The sequence below is a fragment of the Hansschlegelia sp. KR7-227 genome (assembly GCF_049446035.1).
Taxonomy (GTDB): Bacteria; Pseudomonadota; Alphaproteobacteria; order Rhizobiales; family Methylopilaceae; genus Methylopila.
Genome location: NZ_JBMSEA010000001.1, coordinates 2,220,282 through 2,244,906, shown reverse-complemented (window position 1 = coordinate 2,244,906; position 24,625 = coordinate 2,220,282). Strand labels below are relative to the sequence as shown.

At 71.1% G+C, this 24,625-nt stretch carries 24 protein-coding genes; 8 read left to right on the top strand and 16 right to left on the bottom strand.

The window, feature by feature from the left end:
- Positions 1–18: 18 nt before the first annotated feature.
- The 7 genes from ACO2RJ_RS10510 to ACO2RJ_RS10480 form a co-directional block, all read right to left on the bottom strand.
- Complete coding sequence (locus tag ACO2RJ_RS10510; RefSeq protein ID WP_423267952.1) at positions 19–1,377, bottom strand: M16 family metallopeptidase; 1,359 nt, start codon at positions 1,375–1,377, stop codon at positions 19–21.
- 50 nt (positions 1,378–1,427) lie between these two features.
- Positions 1,428–2,792, bottom strand: coding sequence for a M16 family metallopeptidase (locus ACO2RJ_RS10505; protein WP_423267951.1), 1,365 nt, complete (start codon positions 2,790–2,792; stop codon positions 1,428–1,430).
- A gap of 172 nt (positions 2,793–2,964) precedes the next feature.
- Positions 2,965–3,591: a hypothetical protein gene (locus tag ACO2RJ_RS10500; protein ID WP_423267950.1), complete on the bottom strand. Its 627-nt coding sequence runs from the start codon at positions 3,589–3,591 to the stop codon at positions 2,965–2,967.
- Between the two features lie 42 nt (positions 3,592–3,633).
- Positions 3,634–4,122, bottom strand: a complete 489-nt coding sequence (lspA, locus tag ACO2RJ_RS10495) for a signal peptidase II (protein ID WP_423267949.1) — start codon at positions 4,120–4,122, stop codon at positions 3,634–3,636.
- Positions 4,123–4,174: 52 nt separating this feature from the next.
- Positions 4,175–7,210 (bottom strand): isoleucine--tRNA ligase, encoded by a 3,036-nt coding sequence (ileS, locus tag ACO2RJ_RS10490; RefSeq protein WP_423267948.1) that lies wholly within the window; start codon positions 7,208–7,210, stop codon positions 4,175–4,177.
- Positions 7,211–7,480: 270 nt separating this feature from the next.
- Positions 7,481–8,458 (bottom strand): bifunctional riboflavin kinase/FAD synthetase, encoded by a 978-nt coding sequence (locus ACO2RJ_RS10485; protein ID WP_423267947.1) that lies wholly within the window; start codon positions 8,456–8,458, stop codon positions 7,481–7,483.
- 84 nt (positions 8,459–8,542) lie between these two features.
- Positions 8,543–9,028 carry a MaoC family dehydratase gene (locus tag ACO2RJ_RS10480; RefSeq protein WP_423267946.1) on the bottom strand — a complete coding sequence of 162 codons (486 nt, stop codon included), beginning with the start codon at positions 9,026–9,028 and terminating at the stop codon, positions 8,543–8,545.
- 126 nt (positions 9,029–9,154) lie between these two features.
- Here ACO2RJ_RS10480 and ACO2RJ_RS10475 point away from each other — a divergent pair, with 126 nt between their 5' ends.
- Entirely contained in the window at positions 9,155–9,370 is a 216-nt protein-coding gene (locus ACO2RJ_RS10475) for a DUF2093 domain-containing protein (protein ID WP_423268955.1), read from the top strand.
- A 3-nt stretch (positions 9,371–9,373) separates the two neighbouring features.
- Here the strand turns inward: ACO2RJ_RS10475 and ACO2RJ_RS10470 are convergent, their stop codons facing one another.
- From ACO2RJ_RS10470 to ACO2RJ_RS10460, 3 genes are read right to left on the bottom strand one after another with little or no spacing between them, the layout of a single operon-like run.
- The gene (locus tag ACO2RJ_RS10470; RefSeq protein ID WP_423267945.1) at positions 9,374–10,675 is read right to left on the bottom strand and encodes a 3-deoxy-D-manno-octulosonic acid transferase; all 1,302 of its coding nucleotides are present in this window, start codon (positions 10,673–10,675) and stop codon (positions 9,374–9,376) included.
- A 59-nt stretch (positions 10,676–10,734) separates the two neighbouring features.
- Complete coding sequence (locus ACO2RJ_RS10465; RefSeq protein WP_423267944.1) at positions 10,735–10,989, bottom strand: DUF4170 domain-containing protein; 255 nt, start codon at positions 10,987–10,989, stop codon at positions 10,735–10,737.
- The gene (locus ACO2RJ_RS10460; protein ID WP_423267943.1) at positions 10,986–11,894 is read right to left on the bottom strand and encodes a 3'(2'),5'-bisphosphate nucleotidase CysQ; all 909 of its coding nucleotides are present in this window, start codon (positions 11,892–11,894) and stop codon (positions 10,986–10,988) included. Before ACO2RJ_RS10460 ends, ACO2RJ_RS10465 begins: the two co-directional genes overlap by 4 nt.
- Positions 11,895–12,181: 287 nt before the next feature.
- Between ACO2RJ_RS10460 and ACO2RJ_RS10455 the strand changes: the two genes are divergently transcribed.
- Complete coding sequence (locus ACO2RJ_RS10455; protein ID WP_423267942.1) at positions 12,182–12,766, top strand: DUF6101 family protein; 585 nt, start codon at positions 12,182–12,184, stop codon at positions 12,764–12,766.
- Positions 12,767–12,798: 32 nt separating this feature from the next.
- On the opposite strand, the gene ACO2RJ_RS10450 is transcribed toward ACO2RJ_RS10455, so the two are convergent.
- Complete coding sequence (locus ACO2RJ_RS10450) at positions 12,799–12,948, bottom strand: hypothetical protein (protein ID WP_423267941.1); 150 nt, start codon at positions 12,946–12,948, stop codon at positions 12,799–12,801.
- Positions 12,949–12,952: 4 nt separating this feature from the next.
- Positions 12,953–13,891: a 4-hydroxybenzoate octaprenyltransferase gene (gene ubiA / locus ACO2RJ_RS10445; RefSeq protein WP_423267940.1), complete on the bottom strand. Its 939-nt coding sequence runs from the start codon at positions 13,889–13,891 to the stop codon at positions 12,953–12,955.
- Between the two features lie 127 nt (positions 13,892–14,018).
- On the opposite strand from ubiA, the gene ACO2RJ_RS10440 reads away from it, so the two are divergent.
- The 4 genes from ACO2RJ_RS10440 to ACO2RJ_RS10425 all read left to right on the top strand — a co-directional run bounded on the left by ACO2RJ_RS10440 (position 14,019) and on the right by ACO2RJ_RS10425 (position 18,092).
- A complete protein-coding gene (locus tag ACO2RJ_RS10440; RefSeq protein WP_423267939.1) occupies positions 14,019–14,762 on the top strand; it encodes a 16S rRNA (uracil(1498)-N(3))-methyltransferase in 744 nt (247 codons plus the stop codon).
- Between the two features lie 236 nt (positions 14,763–14,998).
- On the top strand, positions 14,999–15,751 hold the full coding sequence (locus tag ACO2RJ_RS10435; protein WP_423267938.1) for a L,D-transpeptidase: 753 nt from the start codon (positions 14,999–15,001) through the stop codon (positions 15,749–15,751).
- Positions 15,752–15,876: 125 nt separating this feature from the next.
- Positions 15,877–16,563, top strand: coding sequence for a L,D-transpeptidase (locus ACO2RJ_RS10430; protein ID WP_423267937.1), 687 nt, complete (start codon positions 15,877–15,879; stop codon positions 16,561–16,563).
- 161 nt (positions 16,564–16,724) lie between these two features.
- Entirely contained in the window at positions 16,725–18,092 is a 1,368-nt protein-coding gene (locus tag ACO2RJ_RS10425; RefSeq protein WP_423267936.1) for a glutamate--cysteine ligase, read from the top strand.
- A 39-nt stretch (positions 18,093–18,131) separates the two neighbouring features.
- Here the strand turns inward: ACO2RJ_RS10425 and dmeF are convergent, their stop codons facing one another.
- Entirely contained in the window at positions 18,132–19,121 is a 990-nt protein-coding gene (dmeF, locus tag ACO2RJ_RS10420) for a CDF family Co(II)/Ni(II) efflux transporter DmeF (protein WP_423267935.1), read from the bottom strand.
- 180 nt (positions 19,122–19,301) lie between these two features.
- Between dmeF and ACO2RJ_RS10415 the strand changes: the two genes are divergently transcribed.
- On the top strand, positions 19,302–20,237 hold the full coding sequence (locus tag ACO2RJ_RS10415) for a DMT family transporter (RefSeq protein ID WP_423267934.1): 936 nt from the start codon (positions 19,302–19,304) through the stop codon (positions 20,235–20,237).
- A 7-nt stretch (positions 20,238–20,244) separates the two neighbouring features.
- On the opposite strand, the gene ACO2RJ_RS10410 is transcribed toward ACO2RJ_RS10415, so the two are convergent.
- Positions 20,245–21,138, bottom strand: coding sequence for a LysR substrate-binding domain-containing protein (locus ACO2RJ_RS10410; RefSeq protein WP_423267933.1), 894 nt, complete (start codon positions 21,136–21,138; stop codon positions 20,245–20,247).
- A 175-nt stretch (positions 21,139–21,313) separates the two neighbouring features.
- Between ACO2RJ_RS10410 and ACO2RJ_RS10405 the strand changes: the two genes are divergently transcribed.
- A complete protein-coding gene (locus ACO2RJ_RS10405) occupies positions 21,314–21,628 on the top strand; it encodes a DUF1127 domain-containing protein (protein WP_423267932.1) in 315 nt (104 codons plus the stop codon).
- On the opposite strand, the gene ACO2RJ_RS10400 is transcribed toward ACO2RJ_RS10405, so the two are convergent.
- Together ACO2RJ_RS10400 and ACO2RJ_RS10395 are read right to left on the bottom strand one after the other, a co-directional pair.
- Positions 21,625–22,509 (bottom strand): DUF937 domain-containing protein, encoded by an 885-nt coding sequence (locus ACO2RJ_RS10400; protein WP_423267931.1) that lies wholly within the window; start codon positions 22,507–22,509, stop codon positions 21,625–21,627. The two genes, ACO2RJ_RS10405 and ACO2RJ_RS10400, sit on opposite strands and share 4 nt — an antisense overlap.
- A gap of 99 nt (positions 22,510–22,608) precedes the next feature.
- Positions 22,609–24,453: a monovalent cation:proton antiporter-2 (CPA2) family protein gene (locus ACO2RJ_RS10395; RefSeq protein WP_423267930.1), complete on the bottom strand. Its 1,845-nt coding sequence runs from the start codon at positions 24,451–24,453 to the stop codon at positions 22,609–22,611.
- Positions 24,454–24,625: the final 172 nt, after the last annotated feature.

Sequence of the window (24,625 nt, the reverse complement as noted above, 5' to 3'; positions counted from 1 at the left end):
GAGCGGCGGCGGTCGCCGTCAGCGCGCGTTGCTTTCCGGCGGCGTCGCCGCCGGCTCGTCGCCCGTCCCGCCCGGCGCGCGGATTCGGGCGCCTTCGAGGCCGGTGGGCTTTCCGACCGCGACGACCAGCAGGGCGCCGTCGCCGAACAGGCGCTTCGCCGCGGCCTTCACCTCCTCGATCGTCACCGCGTCGACCAGAGCGTTGCGCCGGGTGATGTAGTCGACGCCGAAATGGTCGAGCTGAAGCTGGGTCAGCTGGTTCGCGATCTTGGTCGAGGTGTCGAACCTGAGCGCATAGGAGCCGATGAGGTACTTCTTCGCGCTTGCGAGCTCCTCGGTCGTCGGACCTTGCTCGGCGATCCTGCGGATTTCCGCCTGGATCAGATCGATCGACTGCCCCGCGCGGTCGTTGCGGGTGGCGACGCCGCCATAGAGCAGCCCGGCGTGGTCGTAGGGCGCGAGGTGGCTGTAGACGGAATAGGCGAGGCCGCGCTTCTCCCGCACTTCGGTGAACAGCCGTGAGGAGAACGAGCCGCCGCCGAGGATGTGGTTCACGACATAGGCCGGGATGAAGTCGTCGTCGTTCCGAAGCGGCCCCGGCCGGCCGAAGATGATCGAGCTCTGCGGCACGTCGAGCGTCACGATCTCGGTGCGGCCGGCGCCCTGGGGCTCGACCGTCGGAACAGGCGTCATCTCCGACCGTTCCGGAAGGCCGTCGAGGAGCGACTCGACCAGCGCCGTGAGGCGGTCCGGCGTCACCGCGCCGACTGCGCCGATCACGATGGAGTCGCGCGCCACGAGCCTGCGATGCGCTTCCACGAGGTCGTCGCGGCGGACGCCCGCAAGGCTTTCGACCGTGCCGCGCGACGGCCGGCCGTAGGGGTGGCCGGGAAAGGCCTCGGCGAAGAAGGTCCGGCCCGCAAGGTCGTCCGGATCGAGCGCGGCGCGCCGGAGCTGCGCGGCGATCTGGCCCCGCATGCGCTCGACCGCGTCGTCGTCGAAGCGCGGGCGCGAGAGCGCGGCGCCGAGGAGAGAGAAGGCCTCGTCGAGATTCTCGGGCAGGGTCCGCAGGCTCGCCGTGACCGTGTCGCGGTTGGACGAGAACGAGAGCTCGATCGCCTTCTCCTCGAGCGTCTCCTGGAAGGCCTCGGCGTCCATGTCTCCGGCGCCCTCGTCGAGCAGGGCCGCCATCAGGCTGACGACGCCGCCCTTGTCCGCGGGGTCCTGCGCCGTGCCGCCCCGGAACGCGATCTCGACGGCGATCACCGGCACCGTGTTCTCCTCGACGAGCCAGGCTTTGACGCCCTGGCGGGTCGTCAGCTCCTTGATGTCGGTCGAGCGGGCGGGCGAGGCGGCGAGCGTCGTTGCGGCGATCATGATGGCGGCGAAGATCCTCATTCGGAACGGAAACAGCGGAACGGCCGGCGTCAGCGCGCCGCCGCGCCAGCGGCGCGGGGCGCAGGCGCGGCGAGAAGTTCGCCCGTGACGGACCGACGCTGGTCCAGCACGGCGCGGGCGGCGTCCCGTACGGCGTCGGCGGTCACGGCCCGGATCCGGGCCGGCCATTCCTTCACTTCCTCGACCGTGCCGCCGGTCGCGAGCGAGGCGCCGTAGATGCGGGCGAGCGTCGCCTGGCTGTCCTGCGCGTAGATGGTGTCGGCGACGAGCCGGGTCTTCGCGCGGGCGAGCTCGCCCTCGCTGGGCCCGGCTGCGGCGAAGGCCGCGACCGTCTCGTCGATCGCCTTCTCGACCTCGCGCAGCGAAACCTCGCCGCGCGGCGTGGCGTAGATCGCGAACCGGCCGTCGTCGAGCGCGTCGCCCTGGTACCAGGCGCCCGCGTTGGCGGCGACGCCCTTTTCGACCACGAGCGAACGGTAGATCCGGCTGGTCGTGCCGCCGCCGAGGATCTGCGCGAGCAGGTCGAGCGCGTAGGCTTCGCCGTTCTTCGCCGTCTCGTAAGACGGCGCGAGGTAGTTGCGGGACACGGACTGCTGCGTCACGCGCGGGTCGGCCAGCGAGACGCGGCGCGCGGCGCGCGGCTCGGGCTCCCGCGGCCGGGCGCGCGGGCCGGGATCGGCGCGGCGGGCGACCTTGCCGTAGGTCGCCTCCGCCGCCGTCCGCACCTCGTCGGCGGAGACGTCGCCCGCGACCACCAGGATGGCGTTGTTCGGGGTGTAGAACCGGTCGTAGAACGCGATCGCGTCGTGCCGGTCGAGCGCCTCGATCTCATGCTCCCAGCCGATGATCGGCGTGCCGTAGGGATGGTTCACGTAGAGCGAGGCGGAGACCGCCTCCGACAGCTGCGAGCCCGGATCGCCGTCGACGCGCGAGCGGCGCTCCTCGAGGATCACGTCGCGCTCGGGATTCACCACGTCGTCGGTGAGCTGCAGGCCGGTCATGCGGTCGGCTTCGAAGGCCATCACCGTCGGCAGGTGCTCGCGCGCCACGCGCTGGAAATAGGCGGTGTAGTCGTAGGAGGTGAAAGCGTTCTCCTGGCCGCCGAGTTCGGCGACGACGCGGGAGAATTCGCCCGCAGGATGCGCGGCGGTGCCCTTGAACATCAGGTGCTCGAGGAAGTGCGCGATCCCCGAATCCCCGGGGGCCTCGTCTGCCGAGCCCACCTTGTACCAGACCATATGCGTGACGACCGGGGCCCGGCGGTCCGGAATCACGACCACCTCCAGCCCGTTCGACAGCGCGAAGGTCGTGACGTCCGGACCGGCGCTGCGTCCGCTCTCGGCGGCGAGGGGGCTCAGTCCGGCCGTGGCGCCGACGAGGATCGATGCTGCCATCAGGATCGTAAAACCTCCAATTGCGCCGACCGGCGACCGCGTCATGCGCATCATAGGCCGCGACCCCCGCACCCGCGAAGCCGGGGCGCCTGGGACCTGACGACGAAACGACGAAAGACCCCCCGCGCCGGCGCGGGGAGCCCCAGACGTCCGTCACGCGACCCAGACGTGGTCAGCGGCCGAACATCCGACCGAAGAACCCTTTGCTTTCCGGCTGAACCTCGGCGGTCTGACCGGCCGGGCCGGTGAGGTAGCCCGGGGGCGGGTCGGACAACTTCTGGCGGCTCGCGGCCGACGGGCCGTCCGTCGGGGCGGGCATGGAGCGCTTCTGCGCGAGCTCTTCGCGCGACAGGCGCGTGACGGTGTTGTCCTGGATGGTGGCGGAGTCCGGACCGTCCGACACCGCGGCGCCGCGCACGCGGCGGGCGCCGATCTCGTCGGGATCGAGCCGCGAGCCGCGCTCGCCCATGCGGTATTCGTTCGTCTCGGTGGGGACGATGTTCGCGCGGGCCCGAATCTCCTGGCGGCGCTGCACGTCGGGATCGTTCGGCCACTGACCGTCGCCGCCGGCCGCCTTCTCCTGGGGCGGAGGAAGCTGCGCGGTCGAGCTTGGAGGCACCAGCGGCGCGCGCTCCTTGTAGTCGATGTCCGGCTTTTCCCGGGTGCCCATTCCAAGGCTGTCGAAGAATTCCGTGATCGGGTTCGAGCCCATGTCGTCGGCCGCACGGGCCGGCGCGGCCGCCATGGAGGCGGCGAGCACGATCGCCGTCGAGGCGAGGAACGCTGGGATGTGACGCATGGTCGGCAGCTCCTGACGGTCCGGCATCTCTCGCGCGCGAGCCTATTCGGCTACCCCTGGCGCGCCCTTCGGACCGAGAACCGCACCATACAGAAGCAGCGCCACGCCCGCAACGATGGCCGCGTCAGCGAGATTGAACACGTACCAGGTGACCTCGCCCCAGTGCAGCAGGGCGTAGTCGACCACCGCCCCGTACAGAATCCGGTCGAGCCCGTTGCCGACCGCGCCGCCGAGGATCAGCGCCAGCCCCCAGCAGGAGACCGCCTGCCGTTCGCGCGCTATCCAGAACGTGATGGCGATGGAGGCCGCGACATGCAGCGCGACCAGCGCCCAGCGGCCGAATTCGCTGTCCTGCTGGAGGAGGCCGTAGCTGATCCCTTGATTCCAGATCAGCACCAGGTCGAACACCGGCAGCACGGCCACGCGCCCCTTGTCGCCGAGATCGAACAGGAACAGCGCCCAGAGTTTTATGGCTTGGTCGAGCACGAACACGACCGCGGCGAGCGCGTAGGCGCGGCGCGCGAGGGTCATTTTCCCTTCCCCACTTGCGGGAGAGGGGGGCGGCGCCCTCGCGCCCCAGGCCTCACGCGGCCTTCTCCTTCGCGGCGTCCCATTCGCGGAGCGCCTGCGCGTCGCGCGGCGTCACGTCGGGATAGGCGGGGTCAGCGCCGACCTCCGGCGAGACCTTCCACGACCGCGCGCATTTCCGGCCCTCCGCCCGCGCAGGGACGACGGCGACGCCGGGGATCTCCGGCAGGCGGAACGCGTCGGCGGGCGCCTCGTCCGCGACCAGCGCGATCGCGCTGGTGATCGCGACCTCCGCGAGATCGATTCCCTCGAGCGCGGCGAACAGCTCCGGATCGGTCACGTGCACGACCGGCGCGGCCTCCAGCGACGAGCCGATGCGCTTTGCGGCCCGCTCGATCTCCAGCGCGCCGGTGACGACCCGGCGGACGCGCCGCACCTTGTCCCACTGCGCCGCGAGCGCCTCGTTCCGCCACGCCTCGTCGGCGCCGGCGAAGGCCTGGAGATGCACCGAGCCGTCCTCGGAGGGGAAGCGCGCGAGCCACGTCTCCTCCGCCGTGAAGGGCAGCAGCGGGGCGAGCCGCGTCACGATCGCCCGGAACAGCCGGTCGACCACGGCGAGGCTCGCCTGCCGCGTCTCCGAAGAGGCCGGGTCGCAATAGAGCGCGTCCTTGCGGACGTCGAAATAGAAGGCCGAGAGGTCGTTGGTCAGGAAAGTGAACAGCGCCGCGAAGCCGCGCTTGAAGTCGAAAGCGCGGTAGGCCGAGGCCACCTCGCCGTCGACCTCCGCCAGCCGGTGCAGCATGTAGCGCTCGAGCGCCGGCGCCTGGGCGAGGTCGACCGCGTCCTTCGGGTCGAAATGCGCGAGCGTGCCGAGCATCCAGCGCAGCGTGTTGCGGAGCTTGCGGTAGGCGTCGGTGGCGGTCTTCAGGATCTCCGGCCCGATCCTGAGATCGTCCTCATAGTCCGACATCGCGACCCACAGGCGCAGGATGTCGGCGCCCGACTGCTTGATCACGTCCTGCGGCGCGACGACGTTGCCGAGCGACTTCGACATCTTGCGCCCCTGCTCGTCGAGCACGAAGCCGTGCGTCAGCAGCGCGTCATAGGGCGCGCGGCCCCGCGTGCCGCAGGACTCCAGCAGCGAGGAGTGGAACCAGCCGCGGTGCTGGTCGGAGCCTTCGAGATAGAGCACCTCGTCCGCGCCGCCGTCGACGGCGCGCTTCGGGCTGAGGTCCGGCCGGCGGTCGAGCACATAGGCGTGGGTCGAGCCGGAATCGAACCAGACGTCGAGGATGTCGGCGACCTTCTCGTAATCGTCGAGCGCGTAGTCGTTGCCGAGGAAGCGCTGGCCGGGATCGGCGAACCAGGCGTCGGCGCCCTCGGCCTCGAAGGCCTCGGCGATGCGCTGGTCGACCATCTCGTCCTTGAGCAGTTCGCCCGTCAGCTTGTGCACGAACACGCAGATCGGCACGCCCCAGGCGCGCTGGCGCGACACCACCCAGTCGGGCCGCGCCTCGATCATGCCCTTGAGCCGGTTCTTGCCCTGCGGCGGATAGAACTGCGTGGCTTCGATCGCCGCCAGGGCACGCGAACGCAGCGTGTCGGCGGGTCCGGCGATGTCGTGGTCCATATGGATGAACCATTGCGGCGTGTTGCGGAAGATGACCGGCTTCTTCGACCGCCAGGAATGCGGGTACTGGTGCCGCAGCTTTCCGCGCGCCACCAGCCTGCCGGCCGCGACCAGCGCCTCGATGACGGCCGCGTTGGCGTCGCCTTTCTCGCCTGTGTCGGTGATCACCGAGCGGCCCTGAAGGCCGTGCGCGTCCTTCGTCAGCCGCCCGTCGGCGTCCACCGTGTAGGGAATTTTCGCGCTGATCCCGCGGCGCTCGAGCTCGGCGCGGGACTCCATCCAGAGCTCGAAGTCCTCGCGGCCATGGCCGGGCGCGGTGTGCACGAAGCCCGTGCCGGCGTCGTCGGTGACGTGGTCGCCGGCGAGCAGGGGGACGGCGAAGTCGAAGCCGAGATGGGCGAGGGGGTGAGCCGCCAATAGGCCCTGCAGTTTGTCCGCTGCGACGCTCTCCACCTTCCGGAAAGCCGTCACCTTGGCCGCCTTGAACACAGCCTCAGCGAGCGCGTCTGCGAGCAGGTACTTCGCGCCGACCTTCGCCCAATTCGCCTCCGGCGCCTCGGTGACCTCGTAGACGCCGTAAGCGATCTTCTTGGAATAGGCGATCGCCCGGTTGCCAGGCAGCGTCCACGGAGTCGTCGTCCAGATCACGACGGAGGCGCCATCCAGTTCCCCTCCCCCTTGAGGGGAGGGGCTAGGGGAGGGGGTGCGGGCGACGCCATCTCCATTCGACTCGCCGCCGTCACCCCTCACTCCTCCCTCTCCCGCAAGGGGAGAGGGGGAAGACAGAGGAAACGCCACGAACACCGTGTCGCTCGTGAACTCCTGATACTCGATCTCGGCTTCGGCGAGCGCGGTGCGCTCGACCACCGACCACATCACGGGCTTGGAGCCGCGGTAGAGCTGGCCGCTCTGCGCGAACTCCATGATCTCGCGGGCGATCTGCGCCTCCGCGGAGAACTTCATCGTGGTGTAGGGATCGGCCCAGTCGCCGGTCACGCCGAGACGCTGGAACTCGGCCGACTGCACGCCGATCCAGTGCGCGGCGTAGTCCCGGCACTCCTTCCGGAACTCGTTGACCGGCACGTCGTCCTTGTTGAGCCCCTTCGCGCGGTAGCTCTCCTCGACCTTCCACTCGATCGGCAGGCCGTGGCAGTCCCAGCCGGGCACGTAGTTGGAATCGAAGCCCGCCATCTGCTTCGTCCGGACCACCATGTCCTTCAGCGTCTTGTTGAGCGCGTGGCCGATGTGCAGGTGGCCGTTGGCGTAAGGCGGCCCGTCATGCAGCACGTATTTGCGGCGCCCGGCCGAGGATTCGCGAAGGCGCTGGTAGAGCCCGATCCTCGCCCAGCGTTCGAGCAGCTCCGGCTCGCGCTGCGGCAGGCCCGCGCGCATGGGGAAGTCGGTCTTCGGGAGAAAAAGCGTTTCGGAGTAGTCGCGTTGCGCGGCGGCGTCGGAGGTCATCTGTGGCTTGTCCGGTGAGGCGGCTGATCGGTCAGGCGAGGGCGGTCCCGGCCGGGCGCGAAAGCGCGCCGGCGGCGCGCCTCACGCGGCGACCGGGCCGCTAATTCGTGCCGCGAACCGCGGGCGATGGGGCATCGGAGCAAGACCGTCTGTCGTGGGCCTGACGCGAAGCGCGACCCTCCTGTAACCGAGCGCGCCTTCTATCAAGTGAATGCGGTCGGCGAAAGCGGGGGCGGCCTTCCGCTTCCTCGCAGCGGAAGGATGCCGGGCTCACGCCAGCGCGCTGGGCGCGAGCGGATCCTCGGGGAGCGCGATCGCGGCCCGCGCGTCCTCGACGTCCCGCTTCATCTGCTCGACGAGGGCGGCGACGCTCTCGAACTTCCCCTCGGGCCGGAGATAGGCGACGAGCTCGATCCTCACCGGCTTGCCGTAGAGGTCGCCGGAGAAGTCGAACAGATAGGTCTCGAACAGCGGCGCGCCGTCGTCGAATTGCGGGCGGCGTCCGTAGCTCGCGACGCCGTCGACCACGCGGCCGTCGACCAGCGCCCGCACGGCGTAGATCCCGAAGGCGAGCCGCGTCTCCGGCGCAAGCCTAAGATTGGCGGTGGGAAAGCCGAGGTCGCGGCCGCGCTTGTCGCCATGGACGATCTCGCCGTCGACGCTCCAGCGCCGGCCGAGCAGCCGGTTCGCGGCCGCCAGTTCGCCCGCCGCGAGATGGTCCCGGATCGCGCTCGACGACACCGGCGTCGCGCCGCCATAGGGCGGCACCACCTCGACGAACATGCCGTAACGCGGGCCCGCTTCGGCCAGGAAGGCGGGCGAGCCGCGCCGGCCGCGGCCGAAATGGAAGTCGAAGCCCACCACCACCGTGTGGGCCGCAAGGCGTCGCGCCAGCACGTCGGCGACGAAGTCCTCCGCCTCGATCGCGGCGAGCGCTGAGTCGAAGGTCAGCACGACCGTCGCGTCGGCGCCGGCGCGCGCGAGCTGGCGGGCCTTTTCGTCCCGTCCGGTCAGGCGAAACAGCGGCCGGTCGGGCTGAAAATGGTTGCGGGGATGCGGCTCGAAGGTCAGCGCCACCACCGGCCGCCCGGCGGCGTGCGCAGGCTCCGCGGCTTGCGCGATCACCGCGGCGTGGCCGCGATGCACCCCGTCGAAATTGCCGACGACGACATGGCCGTCGCGCAGGGCGCGCGGCAGCTCGGGCGGGTCGATCAGCGGCGGCGCGGGAGGGATGATGCGATCGGCCATCGGCGCGGGGGCGTGTGTGCGGGCGCGAGATGGCCCGCGGCCGGGCCGCCCGTCAAGGCGCAGAGTCGGGAAACACGGCCGGCGTCAGGCCAGCTCGGCCTCGATCTCGTCGCGGGTCGGCACCATGATGTGCGCCTCGCCGTCGAGCACCACCTTGTCGCCGACCGAGCAGGTGCAGAAGAAGGTCGCGCGCTGGCGGCCGGGATCGAGCGCGGTGATCTCGACCTGCGCGGTCACGGTGTCGCCGATCCGGACCGGCGCGCGAAACTTGATCGTCTGCGACAGGTAGACGGCGCCCGGACCCGGCAGCTTGGTGCCGAGCACCGCCGAGATCAGGCTCGCCGTGTAGAGCCCGTGCGCGATGCGCCCGCCGAAGCGGGTGTTCGCGGCGTAGGCCTCGGAGAGATGGATCGGGTTGGTGTCGCCGGTCAGCGCCGCGAAGTTCTTGACCGATTCCTCGCACACGACATGCTCGATCTCGGCGGTCTGGCCGACCTCGAGGTCCTCGAAGGCGATCTGCGGGCCATGGTCGTGGGAGGCCTGTTCGGAGGATGGCGCGACGGCGGTCATGGCATGCGGAACTCGACTTTTGAGCGGCCGGCACTCTGCGTCCGGCTTCGCTGCAGCGCAACGCGCCTTTTGTCGGGAGACCCGGAGCTTTATATGGTCGCCTCAGCAACGGAGAACGACGCGCCCATGAACCGTTTCGAGCGCCCGACGCCGGCCCAGGGCGAAGCCGAGGTGCGCTACCTCGACGCCGACTTCCGCGTCATCCGGCCCGGCGCCTTCGTGCGCTGCGCGGTCACCGGCGCCCGCATCCCGCTCGAGGAGCTGCGCTATTGGAGCGTCGAGCGCCAGGAGCCCTACGCCGGTCCTGAGGCGGCGCTGGCGCGCGCCCTCGGCAAGGGCTGAACCTCAGGCCCCGGCCGTTCCAAGACGCAACTGGACGAGATAGGGCTCGATCGCGGCGAGCGTGCGGTCGACCGCCCCGCCGAGAGCGGCGCAGGTCAGGCTCGCGGCGCGCGCCATCGCGGCGCGAGCGCCCGGGTCCGCGAGGAGCCGCGCCGCTTCCGCGCCGAGCGCGTCGGCGTCCCGGATCACGCCTGCTCCCTCGGCGCGGTCGAGCGCGTCGAACGCGTCCGCGAAGCCTTCGGTCAGCGGGCCATGCAGCAGCGGCGCGCCGAGCTTCGCCGCCGCGGCCGGATTCACGCAGCACTGTTTCGTGAGCGAGCCGCCGGCGAAGGCGACATGCGCCAGCCGGTAGAAGGCGCCGAGCTCGTCGGGGCCGTCGGCGATGAAGAACTCGACGTCGCGCGCCAGCGGCTGGCCCCGGTCGGCGCGCGCGGCCACGACGCCGAACAGCTCCGCCGCCTGAGCGGCGTCCGCCGCCTGGCCGTGGCGCCGCGGAGCCACGATGGTCACGAGTTCCGGGCTGTGGGAGCGCGCGATCACGTGAGCGCGGGCGAGCGCCGTCTCTTCGCCCGGCTGGAGCGCGGCCGCCAGCATCACGGGACGGCCGCGGACCGCCGCCGACAGCGCCGCCATCTGGGCGGGATCGGCCGAGGGCGGATCGCCGTCGAGCCGCAGGTCCCCGACATTGACCGAAGGCGCGGCGGCCAGCGCCTGAAGCCGCGCGGCGTCCCCGGTCGAGCGCGCGAGGCGCAGGTCGAAGCGGCCGAGCAAGGCTGCGAGCGTCCGCCGCGCGCGCCGCCAGCGCAGCACGGCGCGGTCGTCCGCGCCGCCGTCGATCAGCACCGCGGGCGCGCCGCGCGCTCGCGCCCGCGCGACCAGGTTCGGCCGCGAGGGCCCGCCGGCGATCAGCGCCAGACCTGGCCGCCAATGCGCGAGGAAGCGGTCCACGCAGGCCGGCACGTCGAGGGGAGCGAACTGGTGGATCACGCCGTCGGGCAGGCGATCGAGGGCAAGTTCGGAGCTCGGCGCGGGGCCGGTCGTGACCAGCGCCCAGAAGCCGCGGCCGGCGATCCGCTCGACGAGCGGCAGCAGGGCCTGCAGCCGCTCAGGATCGTCGACGTGCAGCCACACGAGAGGTCCGTCCGGTCGGGCGAGGGTCGCTACGCCCCGGCGTTCCGGCAGCCGCGCCGGGTCCTCGCGGCCCCGCGCTGCCCGCTGGCGCAGCGCGAGCCGGGCGAACGGTCCGAGCGCCGACAGGCTGCGCTCGTAGAACGCGAGCGCCGCTGGCGTGCGGCCGGAGGACATCGCCGGCTCCCGCTGATCCGGCCGTCGCCTATGCGCGTTGGGCCGCGGCGTGCGGCGGCTCACCGTCGCGGGCCGGACGTGGGCTCCGGATCGGGATCGAGCAGCTTGTGCAGATGCACGACGAAGTAGCGCATATGCGCGTCGTCGACGGTCGCCTGCGCCTTGGCCTTCCACGCCGCCCGCGCGCTGGCGTAGTCCGGGAAGATGCCGACGACGTCGAGCTTGTCGATGTCGCGGAACGAGACGCCCGTGACGTCCTCGAGCTCCCCGCCGAACACAAGGTGGAGAAGTTGCTTCGGGACGACGTCGGTCATTTCTGCGGCTCCAGGGCGGCTATGGCGTCGCGCTCGGCGTGAAGCGCGGCGAGAAGGGCGTCGGCGCGTCCCGGCGCGGCGGCGATCAGCGCGCCGTGCCGCGTGCTCGGGCGGTTGTAGCTCGGGACGGCGCCGTCGAGACCGGTCAGCCGGGCGCCGGCCTCCTCGAGGATCAGATGCGCGGCGGCGATGTCCCAGTCATGCGCGTTGGGGCGGGCGAGCGCGGCGTCCATATGGCCGTCGGCGACCTGCACAAGGCGGTTTGCGAGCGCATAGAGCCAGGCCGCGCGGATCACGCCGTGGGGCTTGAGGGGGTTCAGCAGCGCGGACGGCCCGCCGACGAGGAGCCCTTCGAGCGCGACGGAGTCGGTCACCGCAAGCGTCTCGCCGTTGCGCGTCGCGCCTTGGCCTTTGAGCGCGAAATGCAGGACGTCTTCGCAGGGGTTGAACACGACGCCGGCGATCGGCGCGCCGTTCTCGACCAGCGCGACCGAGACCACCCACTCCGGCTGGCCCTCGATGAAGGCGCGCGTGCCGTCGATCGGATCGACGATCCAGCACCGCCTGCGGGACATGCGCTCCGGCGTGTCCGCCGTCTCCTCCGACAGCCAGCCCGCGCCCTCGACCAGCGGGGGAAGCTCCGCGGCGAGGAAACGGTCGACGGCGATGTCGGCCTCGGTGACCGGGCTCTCGTCCGACTTCGTCCAGCGCTCCGCGCCGCGGCGGAAATAGCTCGCGCCGATGGCGCCGGCCTCGCGCACGACGGCGACGAGCGGTTGCGCAAGGCGGTCGAGATCGAGCGGCGCGTCGGTCGAGGGCACGATGTCGGGCGAGTCCGTGGCGAGGGCGGGGATGAGGGCGATCTCTCGCGCCCCCAAAGTGTCGAGATGATGACCTCGGCGCAAGCGCGGCGCGGGGTCAAAACGACGCGACGTCGCCGGCGTCGGCTTTGCGAGCGGAGGTCGGCGCGGCGCGGACCGCCTCTTCGACAGGCCCCGCTCCCTGGGCGAGTTTCGGCGACTTCTTATCCTTCGCCGCAAGGTCTTCTTTAGGATAGAGCCAGACGACGCCTTCGAAACTGCCGTCTTAAGAGAGATTCACCAGATCCGTTAAGCGGACGGCGGCTGTTCCCGAGTCATGGTCGCCTTCGTTCGAAGAGCCCGAAGCAATGGGCCTTCAGGGAGACTGGACAGTGGGACGACACATCTGGGCCGGCGCACAATTTTGCGCCGGAACGGGATCGGCCGACCGGCTCGATCCCTTCGCGCTGCCGATCCGTTTCGCGGCGCCCGACGCCGCCGCGGACGGCGGGGAACGCCGCGTGACGCTCGAAAGCGACCGCGTGGTGCTGGACAGGATGGTCCGGAGCGTCGCCATGCGCATCGCCGTGCCGCTCTCGACCTTCGCCGGCGTGGCGTTGCGCGTCGCGCCGGACGGCGAACCCGATCACGACCGGGTCGACGTGGTGCTGGCTCACCGGGATCGCGCGCTCGACGTGCCGCTGCTCAGCGGCGTCGACGACGCCGACGGGCTCGACGCCTGGCGGCAGTGGTCGCACGCGCTGCAGCTTCCGCTCCTGGTCGAGGATGCGGACGGCCGGCGCATCAAGCCGGTGGCGAGCCCCGGCTTCATCCTGCTCGGCCGGCCACGCGCGCGCCGCGGCCGCGGCTTTCTCAAAGGTCGCCGCACCCGCTTCCAGGCGAAGCGCCGCACCGGCGCGCTGACGCCCCAGACGCCCGTCCACCGCGGCGAGCGCGAGATCATCGCGCGGGACTGACGTCCGCGGCCATGTCCGTGCGCGGCCGGGCGTCAGCTCGGTCTGAACTCGATCAGAAGCATGGCGGCGAGCGCGATCACGATCGCCGCCATGATCCAGTGCCGGATTCGCACCTGTCCGAGCACGAAGCGCTTGTGCTCGGGGGTGAGCGGATCCTTCAGAGGCTTGGTCGGTTCGGCCATGGCGTCAGGCTCCGATCAGGGCGTCGGCGAGCAGGCCTGCGAAGACCAGCGCTCCCGCTTCGCGGTTCGACTTGAAGAGCTTCAGGCAGAGCGTCGGGTCGGCGATGTCGAGCCGCGCGATCTGCCAGGCGCAATGGCCCGCGAAGGCGGCGACGCCGAGATAGGACAGGGCGCCCCCGCCCGCCAGTCCGACGGCGAGCGCAAGCAGCGCCGCCGCGCCGGCGTAGAAGCCGGCGAGGATCGGCCGCGTCCGCGCGCCGAACAGCAGCGCCGTGGAGCCGACGCCGACCAGCGCGTCGTCCTCCTTGTCCTGATGGGCGTAGATCGTGTCGTAGCCGATGATCCACAGGAAGGCGGCGCCGTGGAGCGCGAGCGGCGCCCAGTCGAGCCGCTCGAAGGTCGCGGCCCAGCCCATCAACGCGCCCCAGCCGAAGCACACGCCGAGCATCGCCTGCGGCCACCAGGTCACGCGCTTCATGAAGGGGTAGAGCGCGACGGGAACGACCGACCCCAGCCCGACCAGCACAGCGAAGGGTGGCAGGGCGAGCAGCACCGCAAGCCCGACCAGGAGCAGCGCCGCAAGGAAGATGGCGGCCGCCTTCGGCGTGACCTGGCCGGACGGCAGCGGACGGGACCGCGTGCGGGCGACCTTGGCGTCGATGTCGCGGTCGACGAGGTCGTTGTAGGCGCAGCCGGCGCCCCGCATCGCGATCGAGCCCAGTGCGAACAGGGCGATGTGCCAAAGGTTCGGCAGGGTCGCGCCCGCTGCCACCGCGGCGAGCCCGGACGACCAGGCGCAGGGCCAGAACAGCAGCCATGCGCCGATCGGCCTGTCGGCGCGGGCGAGCCTCAGGAACGGCCGCCACGCGCGCGGGGCGAGTCGGTCGACCCAGTTCGAGGGCTGCGCGTCAGCGACGGCGCCGGGCGAGGGTGCGGAGGTCATGGCCAGCCGAAGCGACGCCATTCGCCCGGCCCGGTCAAGAGATTTGGGCGGGCGCGGGAGGCGCCGGCTTGCGCGGCGGGCGCCGCCGTAGCAGTCAGGGCCGCGCCCCCTCCGCCCGAGACCTGCGATGGCTTCCTACGACTTCGCCTCCACGCGCCTGTTCGTCGAATCGGATCTCGGTCCCGGCGCGGAGGTCACGCTCGACGCCGCCCAGGCGAACTACCTCCGCAACGTGCTGAGGATGGGGGAGGGCGCGGGGCTGCTGGCGTTCAACGGCCGGGACGGCGAGTGGCGGGCGCGGATCGCGGAGGCCGCCAAGAAGCGCGTCACGCTCGCGATCGAGAGCCTCGCCCGTCCGCAGCCGGCGCCCGGACGCCTGCGCTATCTGTTCGCGCCGCTGAAGCACGCGCGCCTCGACTACATGGCGCAGAAGGCCGTCGAGATGGGCGCGTCGCGGCTCAGCCCCGTCCTGACGCGCCGGACGCAGGCGGCGCGCGTCAACACCGAGCGCATGCGGGCGAACACGGTGGAGGCCGCCGAGCAATGCGGCGTGCTCGAGGTGCCGGCCGTCGACGAACCGGCGCCGCTCGGCGCGGTGCTCGCCGGCTGGCCGGCCGACGAGCCGCTGGTCTTCTGCGACGAGGACGCCGACATCGCGGATCCGATCGAGGCGCTTCGTCCCCTGAAAGGTCGCCCGCTCGCCTTGTTGATCGGTCCCGAGGGCGGGTTTGATCCGGCCGAGCGCGACGCGCTGCTGCGGCTTCGAGGGGTCGTCAGAATCTCGCTCGGGCCACGCATCCTGCGCGCCGACACGGCGGCCGTCGCCGCGCTGGCGGCGCTCCAGGCCGCCGCGGGAGACTGGGCGCCGTAAGCGCACCTTGCCCCGCGTCGCGGCGCATTGACGCCGCGTTAACCATGGACGTTCAAGCTTCGGGAGAACACGAACGGCGTCGAGGGATCGTCGGCGTTGCCGAAATAGCGCACAGGGGAGGTATCGTTTCGCCTCCCGCAAAGTTGCCATGCCGAAGCGCTGCCGAGCGGCGTATAGCCGTAGATGTCGCCGTCGACACGCGACGGAGTTCCCTGAGTAAAACGCGAACGTATCCCATGCCGACAGGTCGCTTACTCGCCGGTCATCGCGGCGCCGAGTCTCTCGCATTCCACTGGGTTCGCCTCGCGATCGTCGCGACGCTGCCGCTCCTTCTCGCCGCATGCGCCACGTCGAAGCCGCTGCCTTCGGCCTCCGCGCCGCAGGCCCAGCCGGCGGCCTTCGCCCCGGCCCCGCTGCCGGCGGTCGCGGACTTCATGCCGGATCCGTCGAACGAGGCCCGCTACGCCTCCAACGTTCCGGACGAGCCTTATCCGGTCAAGGCGGTCAACACCCAGAAGATCGACCCGCAGTTCCTGAAGCAGACGGTGCCGAACACCACCGGCGAGGCGCCCGGGACGATCGTCATCGACCCGCATGAGCGTCACCTCTACCTCGTGCAGAGCGACGGCACCGCGATCCGCTACGGCGTCGGCGTCGGCCGCGAAGGCTTCGCCTGGAACGGCGAGGCCTATATCCGCCGCAAGCTGGAATGGCCCGACTGGCATCCGCCGGCGGAAATGGTCGCCCGCGATCCCCACGCCCGGCCTTACGCCAACGGCATGCCCGGCGGCCCAGGCAACCCGCTCGGCGCGCGCTCCATGGCGCTGTGGCAGGGCGACAAGGACACGCTGTTCCGCATCCACGGCACGATCGAGCCCTACTCGATCGGCAAGGCGGTCTCCTCGGGCTGCATCCGCATGCTCAACCAGGACGTGATCGACCTCTATTCCCGCGTGCCCCTCGGCACCAAGGTCGTCGTTCGTGCGTGACCTCGCGCGCCGACCCGCCGGAATTCGGCGGGTCGGGGCGTCTTCGCTGACGGTTTCAGTCGCCGCGGCCCCGGAGCGCTCGCCTGCCCGGGCTGCGGCGTCGTCGTTTGAACGGACCCCATCGCATGGCTTCTAAGATTCTTCCGGCGCCCGGCGTCGCCGCCGGGCTGACCCGTCGCGCCTTCGTCGCAGGCCTTCCCGTCGCGCTCGCCGGCTGCGCGGGCGTTCCCGATCTCGGCGGCATGATCGGCTTCGGCGGCGGGGGCTTCAACTATTCCGAGATCTACGGCGCGAAGCCCAACGAAGAGCATCCGCTGCCGGCCCTGAACTGGCGTTCGCTCGACGAGACCGTGCTTCGGACCAAGGTCGCCGATCCGACCGGCGAGGCGCCCGGGACCATCGTGGTCGATCCCAAAGGCCGACACCTTTATTTCGTTCAGTCCGGCGGCCAGGCGGTGCGCTACGGCATCGGCGTCGGGCGCGAAGGCTTCGAGTGGAGCGGCAGGGCGACCGTCGCGCGCAAGGCGAAGTGGCCGACTTGGACGCCGACGCCCGAGATGATCCAGCGCGACCGGAAGACCAACGGCCCCTACGCCGGCGGCATGCCGGGCGGTCTCGACAACCCGCTCGGGGCCCGCGCGCTCTACCTCTATCAAGGCGGACGGGACTCCTCCTACCGCATCCACGGCACCAACTCGCCGCGCTCGATCGGCAAGGCGATGTCGTCGGGCTGCATCCGCATGTTCAACCACGACGTCATCGACCTCTACGAGCGCGCGGGCGTGGGAACCAAGGTCCTGATCAAGGGCTGAGCCGCGGCTCAGCCGTCCCGGAAGGGGCGGCCCGCCTGCGAGCCGACGCCGCGTCCCGAACCCGCCCGCCGCCGGCAGGACCGGGACGCCGCTCCGCCGCCCACTGGACGGCCGGGCGGCGACCGCCTAACTGACGGCGGCCCAACCCTCCGGGAATGCCAATGGCGCGCGACCAGTCGGACACCACGGCCCTCACCACGAGGGACCAGCTCGTCGCGTGGATCGCGGAGGGCTGCAAGCCCGAATCCGACTTCCGCATCGGCACCGAGCACGAGAAGTTTCCGTTCCGCAAAGCCGACCTGTCGCCCGTCGCCTATGACGGGCCGGCCGGCATCCGCGCGCTGCTCGAGGGCATGCAGGGGCTGCTCGGCTGGGAGCCGATCGGCGACGGCGGTCGCATCATCGGCCTCTACGACGTCACCGGCGGCGGCGCGATCAGCCTGGAGCCGGGCGGCCAGTTCGAGCTGTCGGGCGCGCCGGTCGAGACGCTGCACCAGACCTGTTCGGAGCTCTACGCCCATCTCGCGCAGGTGCGCGAGGTCGCCGAGCCGCTCGGCATCGGCTTCCTCGGTCTCGGCGCGAGCCCGAAATGGACGCTCGCCGAAACCCCGGTGATGCCGAAGCAGCGCTACGCCATCATGTCGCGCTATCTGCCGACGACCGGCAAATACGGCCTCGACATGATGTACCGGACCGCGACGGTGCAGGTGAATCTCGACTTCTCGACCGAAGCCGACATGGTCAAGAAGCTGCGCGTCAGCCTCGCGCTGCAGCCGATCGCGACCGCCCTGTTCGCCAACTCGCCCTTCACCGAGGGCAAGCCCAACGGTTATCTCACGATCCGTTCGGAATACTGGACCGACGTCGACAATTCGCGCGCCGGCATGCTGCCCTGGGCGTTCGAGGACGGCATGGGATTCGAGCGCTATGTGGACTTCGCGCTCGACGCGCCGATGTATTTCGTCAAGCGCGACGAGCGCTATCACGACGTCGCCGGCGCCTCGTTCCGCGATCTGATGAAGGGCGAGCTGCCGCAGCTCCCGGGCGTGCTTCCCACCGTTTCGGACTGGGCGAACCATTTGACGACGATCTTCCCCGAGGTGCGGCTCAAGCGCTTTCTCGAGATGCGCGGCGCCGACTCCGGACCGAGCGACCGGATCTGCGCGCTGTCGGCCTATTGGGTCGGCCTGCTCTACCACCAGCCGAGCCTCGACGCGGCCTGGGACCTCGTGAAGGGCTGGACCGCCGACCAGCGCCAGCAGCTGCGCGACGACGTCCCCCGCCAGGGGCTGGCCGCGACCATCGCCGGGCGGACGGCGCACGACCTTGCGCGCGAGTCGCTCGCGCTGGCGGAAGCCGGGCTCGCGGCCCGCGGCAGGCTGAACTGGCTGGGCGAGGATGAACGCCTGCATCTCGCGCCGCTGAAGCGGGTTCTGGAGCAGGGCACGCTCGCCGAGATCATGTTGAAGAAGTTCGAAGGCGAGTGGGGCGGCAGCGTCGACCCCGCCTTCAAGGACATGGCCTACTGACGGCTTCGCCGCAGCTCCGGCCGACCGGCGCTCGTCGCGCTACGTCGCGGCGCAGTTCGCCCCCGGGCAGCGATTGACCTCGATGGTCACATGGCTGAGCGCGTCGAGGCCGTTGAGCCGGCGCTTGTAGGTCTCGGGCTCAGCCGGCTCGTGGGTGACGAGCGAGACGATCGCCCCGAGATGGCCCGGCCCCAGCCGCCACAGATGCAGGTCGCAGACGCGGACGTCGCCGGTCTCGAGCCGCTCGCGGATGGACGTTTCGAGAGCCGCGTCCGGCGGCGCGTCGATCAGCGTGCGGGCGGTGTCCCGTGCGAGCGTGACGGCCCACGAGGCGATCATGACCGCGCCGAGCACGCCCACGGCGGGATCGATCCAGCTCCAGCCCAGCGTCCAGCCCGCCACGAGCGCCGCGATCGCGAGAACCGAGGTCAGCGCGTCGGCGATGACGTGGAGATAGGCGCCGCGGAGGTTGTGGTCGTGGCTGTCGGCGGCGCGGTCATGGTCGTGGCCATGATCATGACCGTGACCATGGGGGCTGTGGCCCCCGCTGTGGCCATGACCATGCCCGCCGAGCAGCAGGGCGCAGACCACGTTCACGACCAGGCCGAGCACGGCGACGACGGACGCCTCGGCGTAGGCGACCGGCTGCGGCGCATAGAGACGCGACACCGATTCCCACGCGATCAGAAGCGCGATCACGCCGAGCACGATGGCGTTGGCGAAGCCCGCGAGGTCGCCGATCTTGCCGGCCCCCATGGCGAGGCGCGGGTCGCGGGACCGGGTGGACGCGATCCTGTAAGCCGCCGCGGCGACGCCGATCGCGCCGGCGTGCGTCGCCATGTGAAAGCCGTCGGCGAGCAGCGCCATCGAGCCGAAGGCCCAGCCCGCCGCGACCTCGACGACCATGGCGAGCGCGGTGATGACCATCACCAGCATGGTGCGGCGCGCGTTGCGGGCGTGATCCTCGCCCAGAAAGCTGTGGTCGTGCTCGAAGCGGGCGCGATGCCCGGTTGAGGCGGCGAGGTGCATGGGGCGTCTCCGTCTGGGTTCGGAGATCGTCTTGACGTCCTTCGGCGTCAAGACGCCGCGCAAGCTTCCCCGGCCGACCGTCATCACCGGCGGCGATGGCTGACATCACCGATCGTCGCTTCACGCGGCGCGCCGGCCGCGCGATAAGCGCGCTCGATCCCTCGAACCGCCGCCGATCCCGTGCTCCAGCCCCCAGCGATCAAGCCGCGCGTCCGCCCGGCGCCGGATTTCGGCCGCGCCGACGCCGCGCTCTACGCCACGCTTGTGCTCGTCTGGGGGACGAGCTGGATCGCGATCCATTTCCAGCTCGGCGTCGTGGCGCCCGTAGTGTCGCTGCTCTGGCGCTTCCTGCTCGCGGCGGCGATCTGCGCCGGACTTGCGGTTCTGCGCGGGGACCGCATGGCGTATGGCCGGCGCCAGCATGTCCGGTTCGCCGCCGCCGGCGTCCTGATGTTCTCGACCAACTTCCTGCTGTTCTATTTCGCCGGCGCGCATGTCACGACCGGACTGCTCGCCGTCGTGTTCGCGCTCGCCTCGCCGATCAATCTGGGCCTCGCGGCGCTGTTCTTCGGCCGCCCGATCGAGCTGCGCGTGCTCGCCGGCGCGGCGATCGGCATTCTCGGCGTGGCCCTGCTCTACGGTCCCGAGATCGCGGGCGCGGGGTTCGACCACGCGGCGCTCGGCGGGCTGGCGCTCGCGGTCGGCGGCACGCTCTGCTTCTGCCTCGGCAACATGGTCTCGAGCGCGACCCAACGCGACGGCGTCCCGGACGTCCCGGCCGCCGCCTGGGCCATGGTCTACGGCGCCGCCTGGCTCGGGCTGCTCACGCTCGCGACCGGCGCGCCGCTCGCCTTCGACCCTCGTGCCGGCTACGTCCTCTCGCTGCTGTGGCTCGCCGGGGCGTCCTCGGTCGTCGCGTTCATCGCCTATCTCGCCTTGATCAAGCGTGTCGGGCCGGCGCGGGCGGGCTTCGCCACCGTGCTGTTTCCGGTCGTCGCCCTCGCGATCTCGAGCGTCGTCGAGGACTATCATTGGGGCCTGCTCGGCCTGATCGGCGTCGCCCTGGTCGCAGCCGGCAACGTCGTGGTGCTGGGCCCCGCGCGACGGCGGGCGTGAGCGCCCGCTACTCCGCGGCCTCCGCGGCGTTCTCGAAGCCGACCGACATGTTGTCGAGGCTCGCCACGATGTGGTCGGCGAGCGCCTGCACCGTCTCGTTGAGCGATCCGGCGTTGCGCACCAGCGCGATCTTGCAGTTCGGCAGCGGCGGGTAGCCTTCGGCCTGGCCCAGAACCCGCATGCCGGTCCTGAGCGCCGATTCCGGCACGACCGACACCGCGAGCCCCGCCAGCACCGCGGCGCCGACGGCGGCGAAGCTCCGGCTCGAATAGAGGATGCGGTGAGGGCGGCCGATCTCCTCGAGCTTCGCCACCGCGCTTTCGCGCCAGACGCAGGTCGGGTGGCTGAGCGCGAGCGGCACCACCGGCTCCTCATGCACCACCGAACGCTGCGAGACGACCCACAGCAGCGGCTCCTGCCGGATGACCTCGCCCAGCGGCTTGCGGGTCGCGTGCGTGATGATCGCGAGGTCGATCTCGTCGCGGGCGACGAGATCGATCAGCTGGCTCGTCGGCTCGCAGACCACGGTGGTCTCGACCCGCGGGTTCGAGCGCGAGAAACGGGCGAGAATCTCGGGGAGGTAGCGTTCCGCGTAGTCGTCCGGAAGGCCCAGCCGGACCCGCCCGGTCAGCGCGTCCTCGGCGAAGGCCGAGACGGCTTCCCGAGAGATGTGGACGATGCGGCGGGCGTAGTCGAGCAGCCGCTCGCCGTCCTCAGACAGCCTGACGCCGCGGCCGTCGCGGGCGAAGACCGGCCGCCCCACGCGCTCCTCGAGCCGCTTCATCTGCATCGAGACCGCCGACTGGGTCTTGTGCACGACGTCGGCCGCTCGGGTGAACGATCCGGTGTCGACGATCGCAAGGAAGGTCTTGAGCTGATCGACGTCGAGCAGGGCTGGCATCGCGGGCCTCGGCTTCATCATCACGACAAATGATGAGGTACATTAAAAACATTCGCTTCACTGATCAATGCCGCGCGCGCATATCGGGGCCCGAAGCCGGCGACCTTTCCTCGCCGGCGCGAAAGGCCCGCCGCGCGAGGAGGCGCAGGGGGCTTCAGCCCATCAGGAGGGCGCCATGTCGATCGCCGAGACCCACGCAGCTGTTCCCCACGCCCATGTCAGCCCCTGGCGCGCCGCCATGGCGGGCTTCGCCAAGCGCGTGAAAGCCGTGGGCGTGTCGCTGTCGCGCCGCAAGGCGATCCGGAGCCTCGGCGAGCTCGACGACCGCATGCTCGCCGACATGGGGCTCACGCGCAGCGATCTGCGCGTCGCCGCGCAATGGTCGCTCTGGGCCGACCCGACCGACCGGCTGGCCGAACTCGCCGAGGAGCGGCGCGACGCGCGTCGGGAGACCTTGCGCGACCGCGCCGGCCGCGGCCTGGAAGTCTAGGCCTTCTTCTCGCCGGAGAAGAAGGCGTCGAAGATCCGCTCCATCGCCTTGGCGTTCTGAGCGGACAGCTCGCGGCCCGTCTCGATCATGTCGTCGAACGGCGTCGCCGCGGGCTCCTCCGGCCGGGGCGCGTCCCCCGGCCCGGCCGGAGGCTTTTCGGTCGAAGCCGACGGCCGTGGCGCGGGGTCTTCGGCGGGCGCGGCCGACGGCGTCCCTCCGAACATCGACTTCAGGATGTCGCCCATCACGTCGCCCATCGGGTTTCCGGCGGGCCCCGCCGCGCTGTCGGCCGGCGCGCCGGCGCGCGAGAAGGCGTCCATCCAGTCCTGAAACGGGTTCTGCGGTCCGGCCTCGGGGCGCGGCGCGTCGGGCTGCGCGCGGCCGCCGCTGAACGCCTGGCCGAAGACGTCCCCGAACGGCCCGGGAAAGGGCGCCCCTTGCCCTTGCTGCGGCGCGCCGGCGCCCTGCGCGGCCTTCATGAAGCCTCCGACCAGGATGCTGGCGAGCGTGGGGAGCACCTTGCGAATGATCTCGGCCTGCACCCCCGAGGCGGCCGCAGCCTGCGCGGCGACGGCCCTCGACACCTCCTTGGAGCCGAACAACGCGCCGAGGGCGTCCTCGCCTGCTCCGCGGGTCGCCGGATCGAGCGCGGCGGCCTGCGCCTCGAAGGCGCGGGCGTAGGTCTCGGTCTGGAACAGGTCCATGACGCGCTGGGCGGCCTGATCGCTCTGGGACTGCCGCATGAAGCCTTGCGCGAATGCGGGCGTGAGCGCGGCCGTCATCGCGCGCATCTGGTCCGGCGACATGCCGTAGGCGCGGGCGAGGTTGTCGAACGCCGCGCCGCCCTGGGCCTGCCGGATGAGGTCGAACATGTTGAACATGGGGGCCCGCCCGCTCTCCCGGCGTCGAACGCGCCGGCTCCCCCGGAGCTTATGGCGAAGCCGCGCGCACGGCAAAGGTGCGCGCTTCGAGCTGCTCCGCTAGCTCGCGGACTCGGCGGCGGCCGGCCCGAGATTGGGCTCTCCGTCGAGCATGCGGCCCTTGCGGCGCGGCTCCGACAGCGGCTCCGGCGTGGGGGCGGGCGCCGGCCGGTTGGTGTAGGTCAGGTCGCGGCCGGCATAGATGCCTTCGACCTTCTGGATCTCGAGCTTCTGCGCGTCGCGCCGGCGGACGTCCTGCTCGATCTCGGCCGCCCGTTCCGGGTCGACGCCGACCGCCTCGAGCGCCAGCCGCCCGACGAGGAGCGCGCTCTCGAAGGTCTCGCGCACGATCTGCTCGACCCCCTCGCTCATCAATTCCAAAGCATGGCCGCGGTCATAGGCCTTCACGACGAGCTTGGTCAGGGGAAAGCTCTTTTGCGCGATGTCGACGATCCGCTTCGTCACGGCGCGGTTGTCGACGCAGATCACGATCGCCCGCGCCTCCGCGGCGCCCGCGGCCCGAAGCACGTCCAGCCGGCCGCCGTCGCCGTAATAGACCTTGAAGCCGAACCGGGACGCCTGCTCGACGCGGTCGGGGTTGGCGTCGATCAAGGTCGTCTCCACGCCCTCCGCGAGCAGCAATTGGGCGGCGATCTGGCCCACCCGCCCGAAGCCGATCACCAGCACCTGCCCTTTGGCGTCGGTGAAATCCTCTTTTGGGCCGTCGACGACCGGTTCGGCGCGCTCGATCAGGCGGTCCGCGACGGCGATCAGCGCCGGCGCGACCATCAGACTGAGCGCCGCCAGCGCCGACAGCAGGTTGGCGAGCTCGCCCGAGATCAGCCCTTGCGTCTGCGACAGCGGGATCAGCACGAAGGAGAACTCGCTGGCGCCCGCGAGCAGCGCGCCGACGCGGATCGCATTGGCGAGCGGCGCGCCGAGCAACCGCGCGATCGCCGCCACCGCCCCGAGCTTGAGCGCGAGGTAGAACAGGACGCCGGCCGCGAGCAGCCCGGCGTTTGACAGGACCACCCCGACGTCGAGCGTCATGCCGATGCTCATGAAGAACAGCGCGATCAGCAGGCCGCGGAACGGCTCCACGTCGGCCTCGAGTTCGTGGCGATAGGACGAGCCGGCGAGGAGGACGCCGGCGAGGAACGCGCCGAGCGCCATCGACACGCCGGCGAGCGCGGCGACCTGGGCCGCGCCGAGCACGACCAGGAGGGCGGCCGCCGTCATCACCTCACGGGCGCCGACGCCCGCAAGCAGACGAAACATGGGGTTCAGCAGGAAACGTCCGACCAGAACGATTCCAGCAAGGGCCGCGGCGGCGATCCCGACCGCCAGAACCGCGCCCCCCCAGCTCTGGGCGTGGTCGCCGCCTCCGGCGCCGACAAGCGGAATGATCGCCAGGGCCGGGACGGTCATGATGTCCTGGGCGAGCAGGACGGCGAAGGTCTTCTCGCCATAAGGCCGGTTCAGGTGGCCCCGGTCCTCCAAGATCTGCAGCGCCAGCGCGGTGGAGGAGGTGGACAGCGCGAAGCCGATCGCCACGGCGCCCATCGGGGACAATCCGAGCAGCGATCCGATCAGCGCGATCACCGCGGCGGTCACCAGGATCTGGGCCGCCCCGAGGCCGACCACATAGCGCCGGAGAGCGACGAGACGCTCGAAACGGAGCTCGAGCCCGATCACGAACAGCAGCATCACGACGCCGATTTCGGCGACGCCGAGGATCGCGCCCGGCTCCTTGATCAGCCCGAGGAGGCCCGGGCCGATCGCGACGCCGGCGATCAGGTAGCCGACGGCGACGCCCACTCCGAGACGGCGCGCGAGAGGCGCCGCGACGACCGCCGCGACGAGAAAGACGAGCGCGCCGACCAACAGTCCTGACCCGTGCTCCATTCCGCCCTTCCTTTCGCGTCGTCGCATGTGGCCCGAGGCGGCGCTGACGGGCAAGGGTCCGGCGCGCAAGGGGCATGCGACGCCGGCGCAGCGCTCCGCCGGCGGTCCGTCGTTTCCGGAGCGCGGCGCAGCGGCGCATGAACCTTGGCGGCGGAATGCTTATGTTGCATGG

What these genes read in the sequence shown, in the direction of transcription:
- lspA (WP_423267949.1), bottom strand. Translation starts at nt 4,122, where the DNA reads ATGACCCTCGCGCGCCGCGCCTACGCGCTCGCCGCGGTCGTGTTCGTG.
- ACO2RJ_RS10395 (WP_423267930.1), bottom strand. Translation starts at nt 24,453, where the DNA reads ATGGAGCACGGGTCAGGACTGTTGGTCGGCGCGCTCGTCTTTCTCGTC.
- ACO2RJ_RS10470 (WP_423267945.1), bottom strand. Translation starts at nt 10,675, where the DNA reads ATGTCCTCCGGCCGCACGCCAGCGGCGCTCGCGTTCTACGAGCGCAGC.
- ACO2RJ_RS10440 (WP_423267939.1), top strand. Translation starts at nt 14,019, where the DNA reads ATGGCTTCCTACGACTTCGCCTCCACGCGCCTGTTCGTCGAATCGGAT.
- ACO2RJ_RS10450 (WP_423267941.1), bottom strand. Translation starts at nt 12,948, where the DNA reads ATGGCCGAACCGACCAAGCCTCTGAAGGATCCGCTCACCCCCGAGCAC.
- ACO2RJ_RS10505 (WP_423267951.1), bottom strand. Translation starts at nt 2,792, where the DNA reads ATGGCAGCATCGATCCTCGTCGGCGCCACGGCCGGACTGAGCCCCCTC.
- ACO2RJ_RS10435 (WP_423267938.1), top strand. Translation starts at nt 14,999, where the DNA reads ATGCCGACAGGTCGCTTACTCGCCGGTCATCGCGGCGCCGAGTCTCTC.
- ACO2RJ_RS10475 (WP_423268955.1), top strand. Translation starts at nt 9,155, where the DNA reads ATGAACCGTTTCGAGCGCCCGACGCCGGCCCAGGGCGAAGCCGAGGTG.
- ubiA (WP_423267940.1), bottom strand. Translation starts at nt 13,891, where the DNA reads ATGACCTCCGCACCCTCGCCCGGCGCCGTCGCTGACGCGCAGCCCTCG.
- ACO2RJ_RS10425 (WP_423267936.1), top strand. Translation starts at nt 16,725, where the DNA reads ATGGCGCGCGACCAGTCGGACACCACGGCCCTCACCACGAGGGACCAG.
- ACO2RJ_RS10405 (WP_423267932.1), top strand. Translation starts at nt 21,314, where the DNA reads ATGTCGATCGCCGAGACCCACGCAGCTGTTCCCCACGCCCATGTCAGC.
- ACO2RJ_RS10480 (WP_423267946.1), bottom strand. Translation starts at nt 9,028, where the DNA reads ATGACCGCCGTCGCGCCATCCTCCGAACAGGCCTCCCACGACCATGGC.
- ACO2RJ_RS10410 (WP_423267933.1), bottom strand. Translation starts at nt 21,138, where the DNA reads ATGCCAGCCCTGCTCGACGTCGATCAGCTCAAGACCTTCCTTGCGATC.
- dmeF (WP_423267935.1), bottom strand. Translation starts at nt 19,121, where the DNA reads ATGCACCTCGCCGCCTCAACCGGGCATCGCGCCCGCTTCGAGCACGAC.
- ACO2RJ_RS10485 (WP_423267947.1), bottom strand. Translation starts at nt 8,458, where the DNA reads ATGGCCGATCGCATCATCCCTCCCGCGCCGCCGCTGATCGACCCGCCC.
- ACO2RJ_RS10465 (WP_423267944.1), bottom strand. Translation starts at nt 10,989, where the DNA reads ATGACCGACGTCGTCCCGAAGCAACTTCTCCACCTTGTGTTCGGCGGG.
- ACO2RJ_RS10400 (WP_423267931.1), bottom strand. Translation starts at nt 22,509, where the DNA reads ATGTTCAACATGTTCGACCTCATCCGGCAGGCCCAGGGCGGCGCGGCG.
- ACO2RJ_RS10500 (WP_423267950.1), bottom strand. Translation starts at nt 3,591, where the DNA reads ATGCGTCACATCCCAGCGTTCCTCGCCTCGACGGCGATCGTGCTCGCC.
- ACO2RJ_RS10430 (WP_423267937.1), top strand. Translation starts at nt 15,877, where the DNA reads ATGGCTTCTAAGATTCTTCCGGCGCCCGGCGTCGCCGCCGGGCTGACC.
- ACO2RJ_RS10510 (WP_423267952.1), bottom strand. Translation starts at nt 1,377, where the DNA reads ATGATCGCCGCAACGACGCTCGCCGCCTCGCCCGCCCGCTCGACCGAC.
- ileS (WP_423267948.1), bottom strand. Translation starts at nt 7,210, where the DNA reads ATGACCTCCGACGCCGCCGCGCAACGCGACTACTCCGAAACGCTTTTT.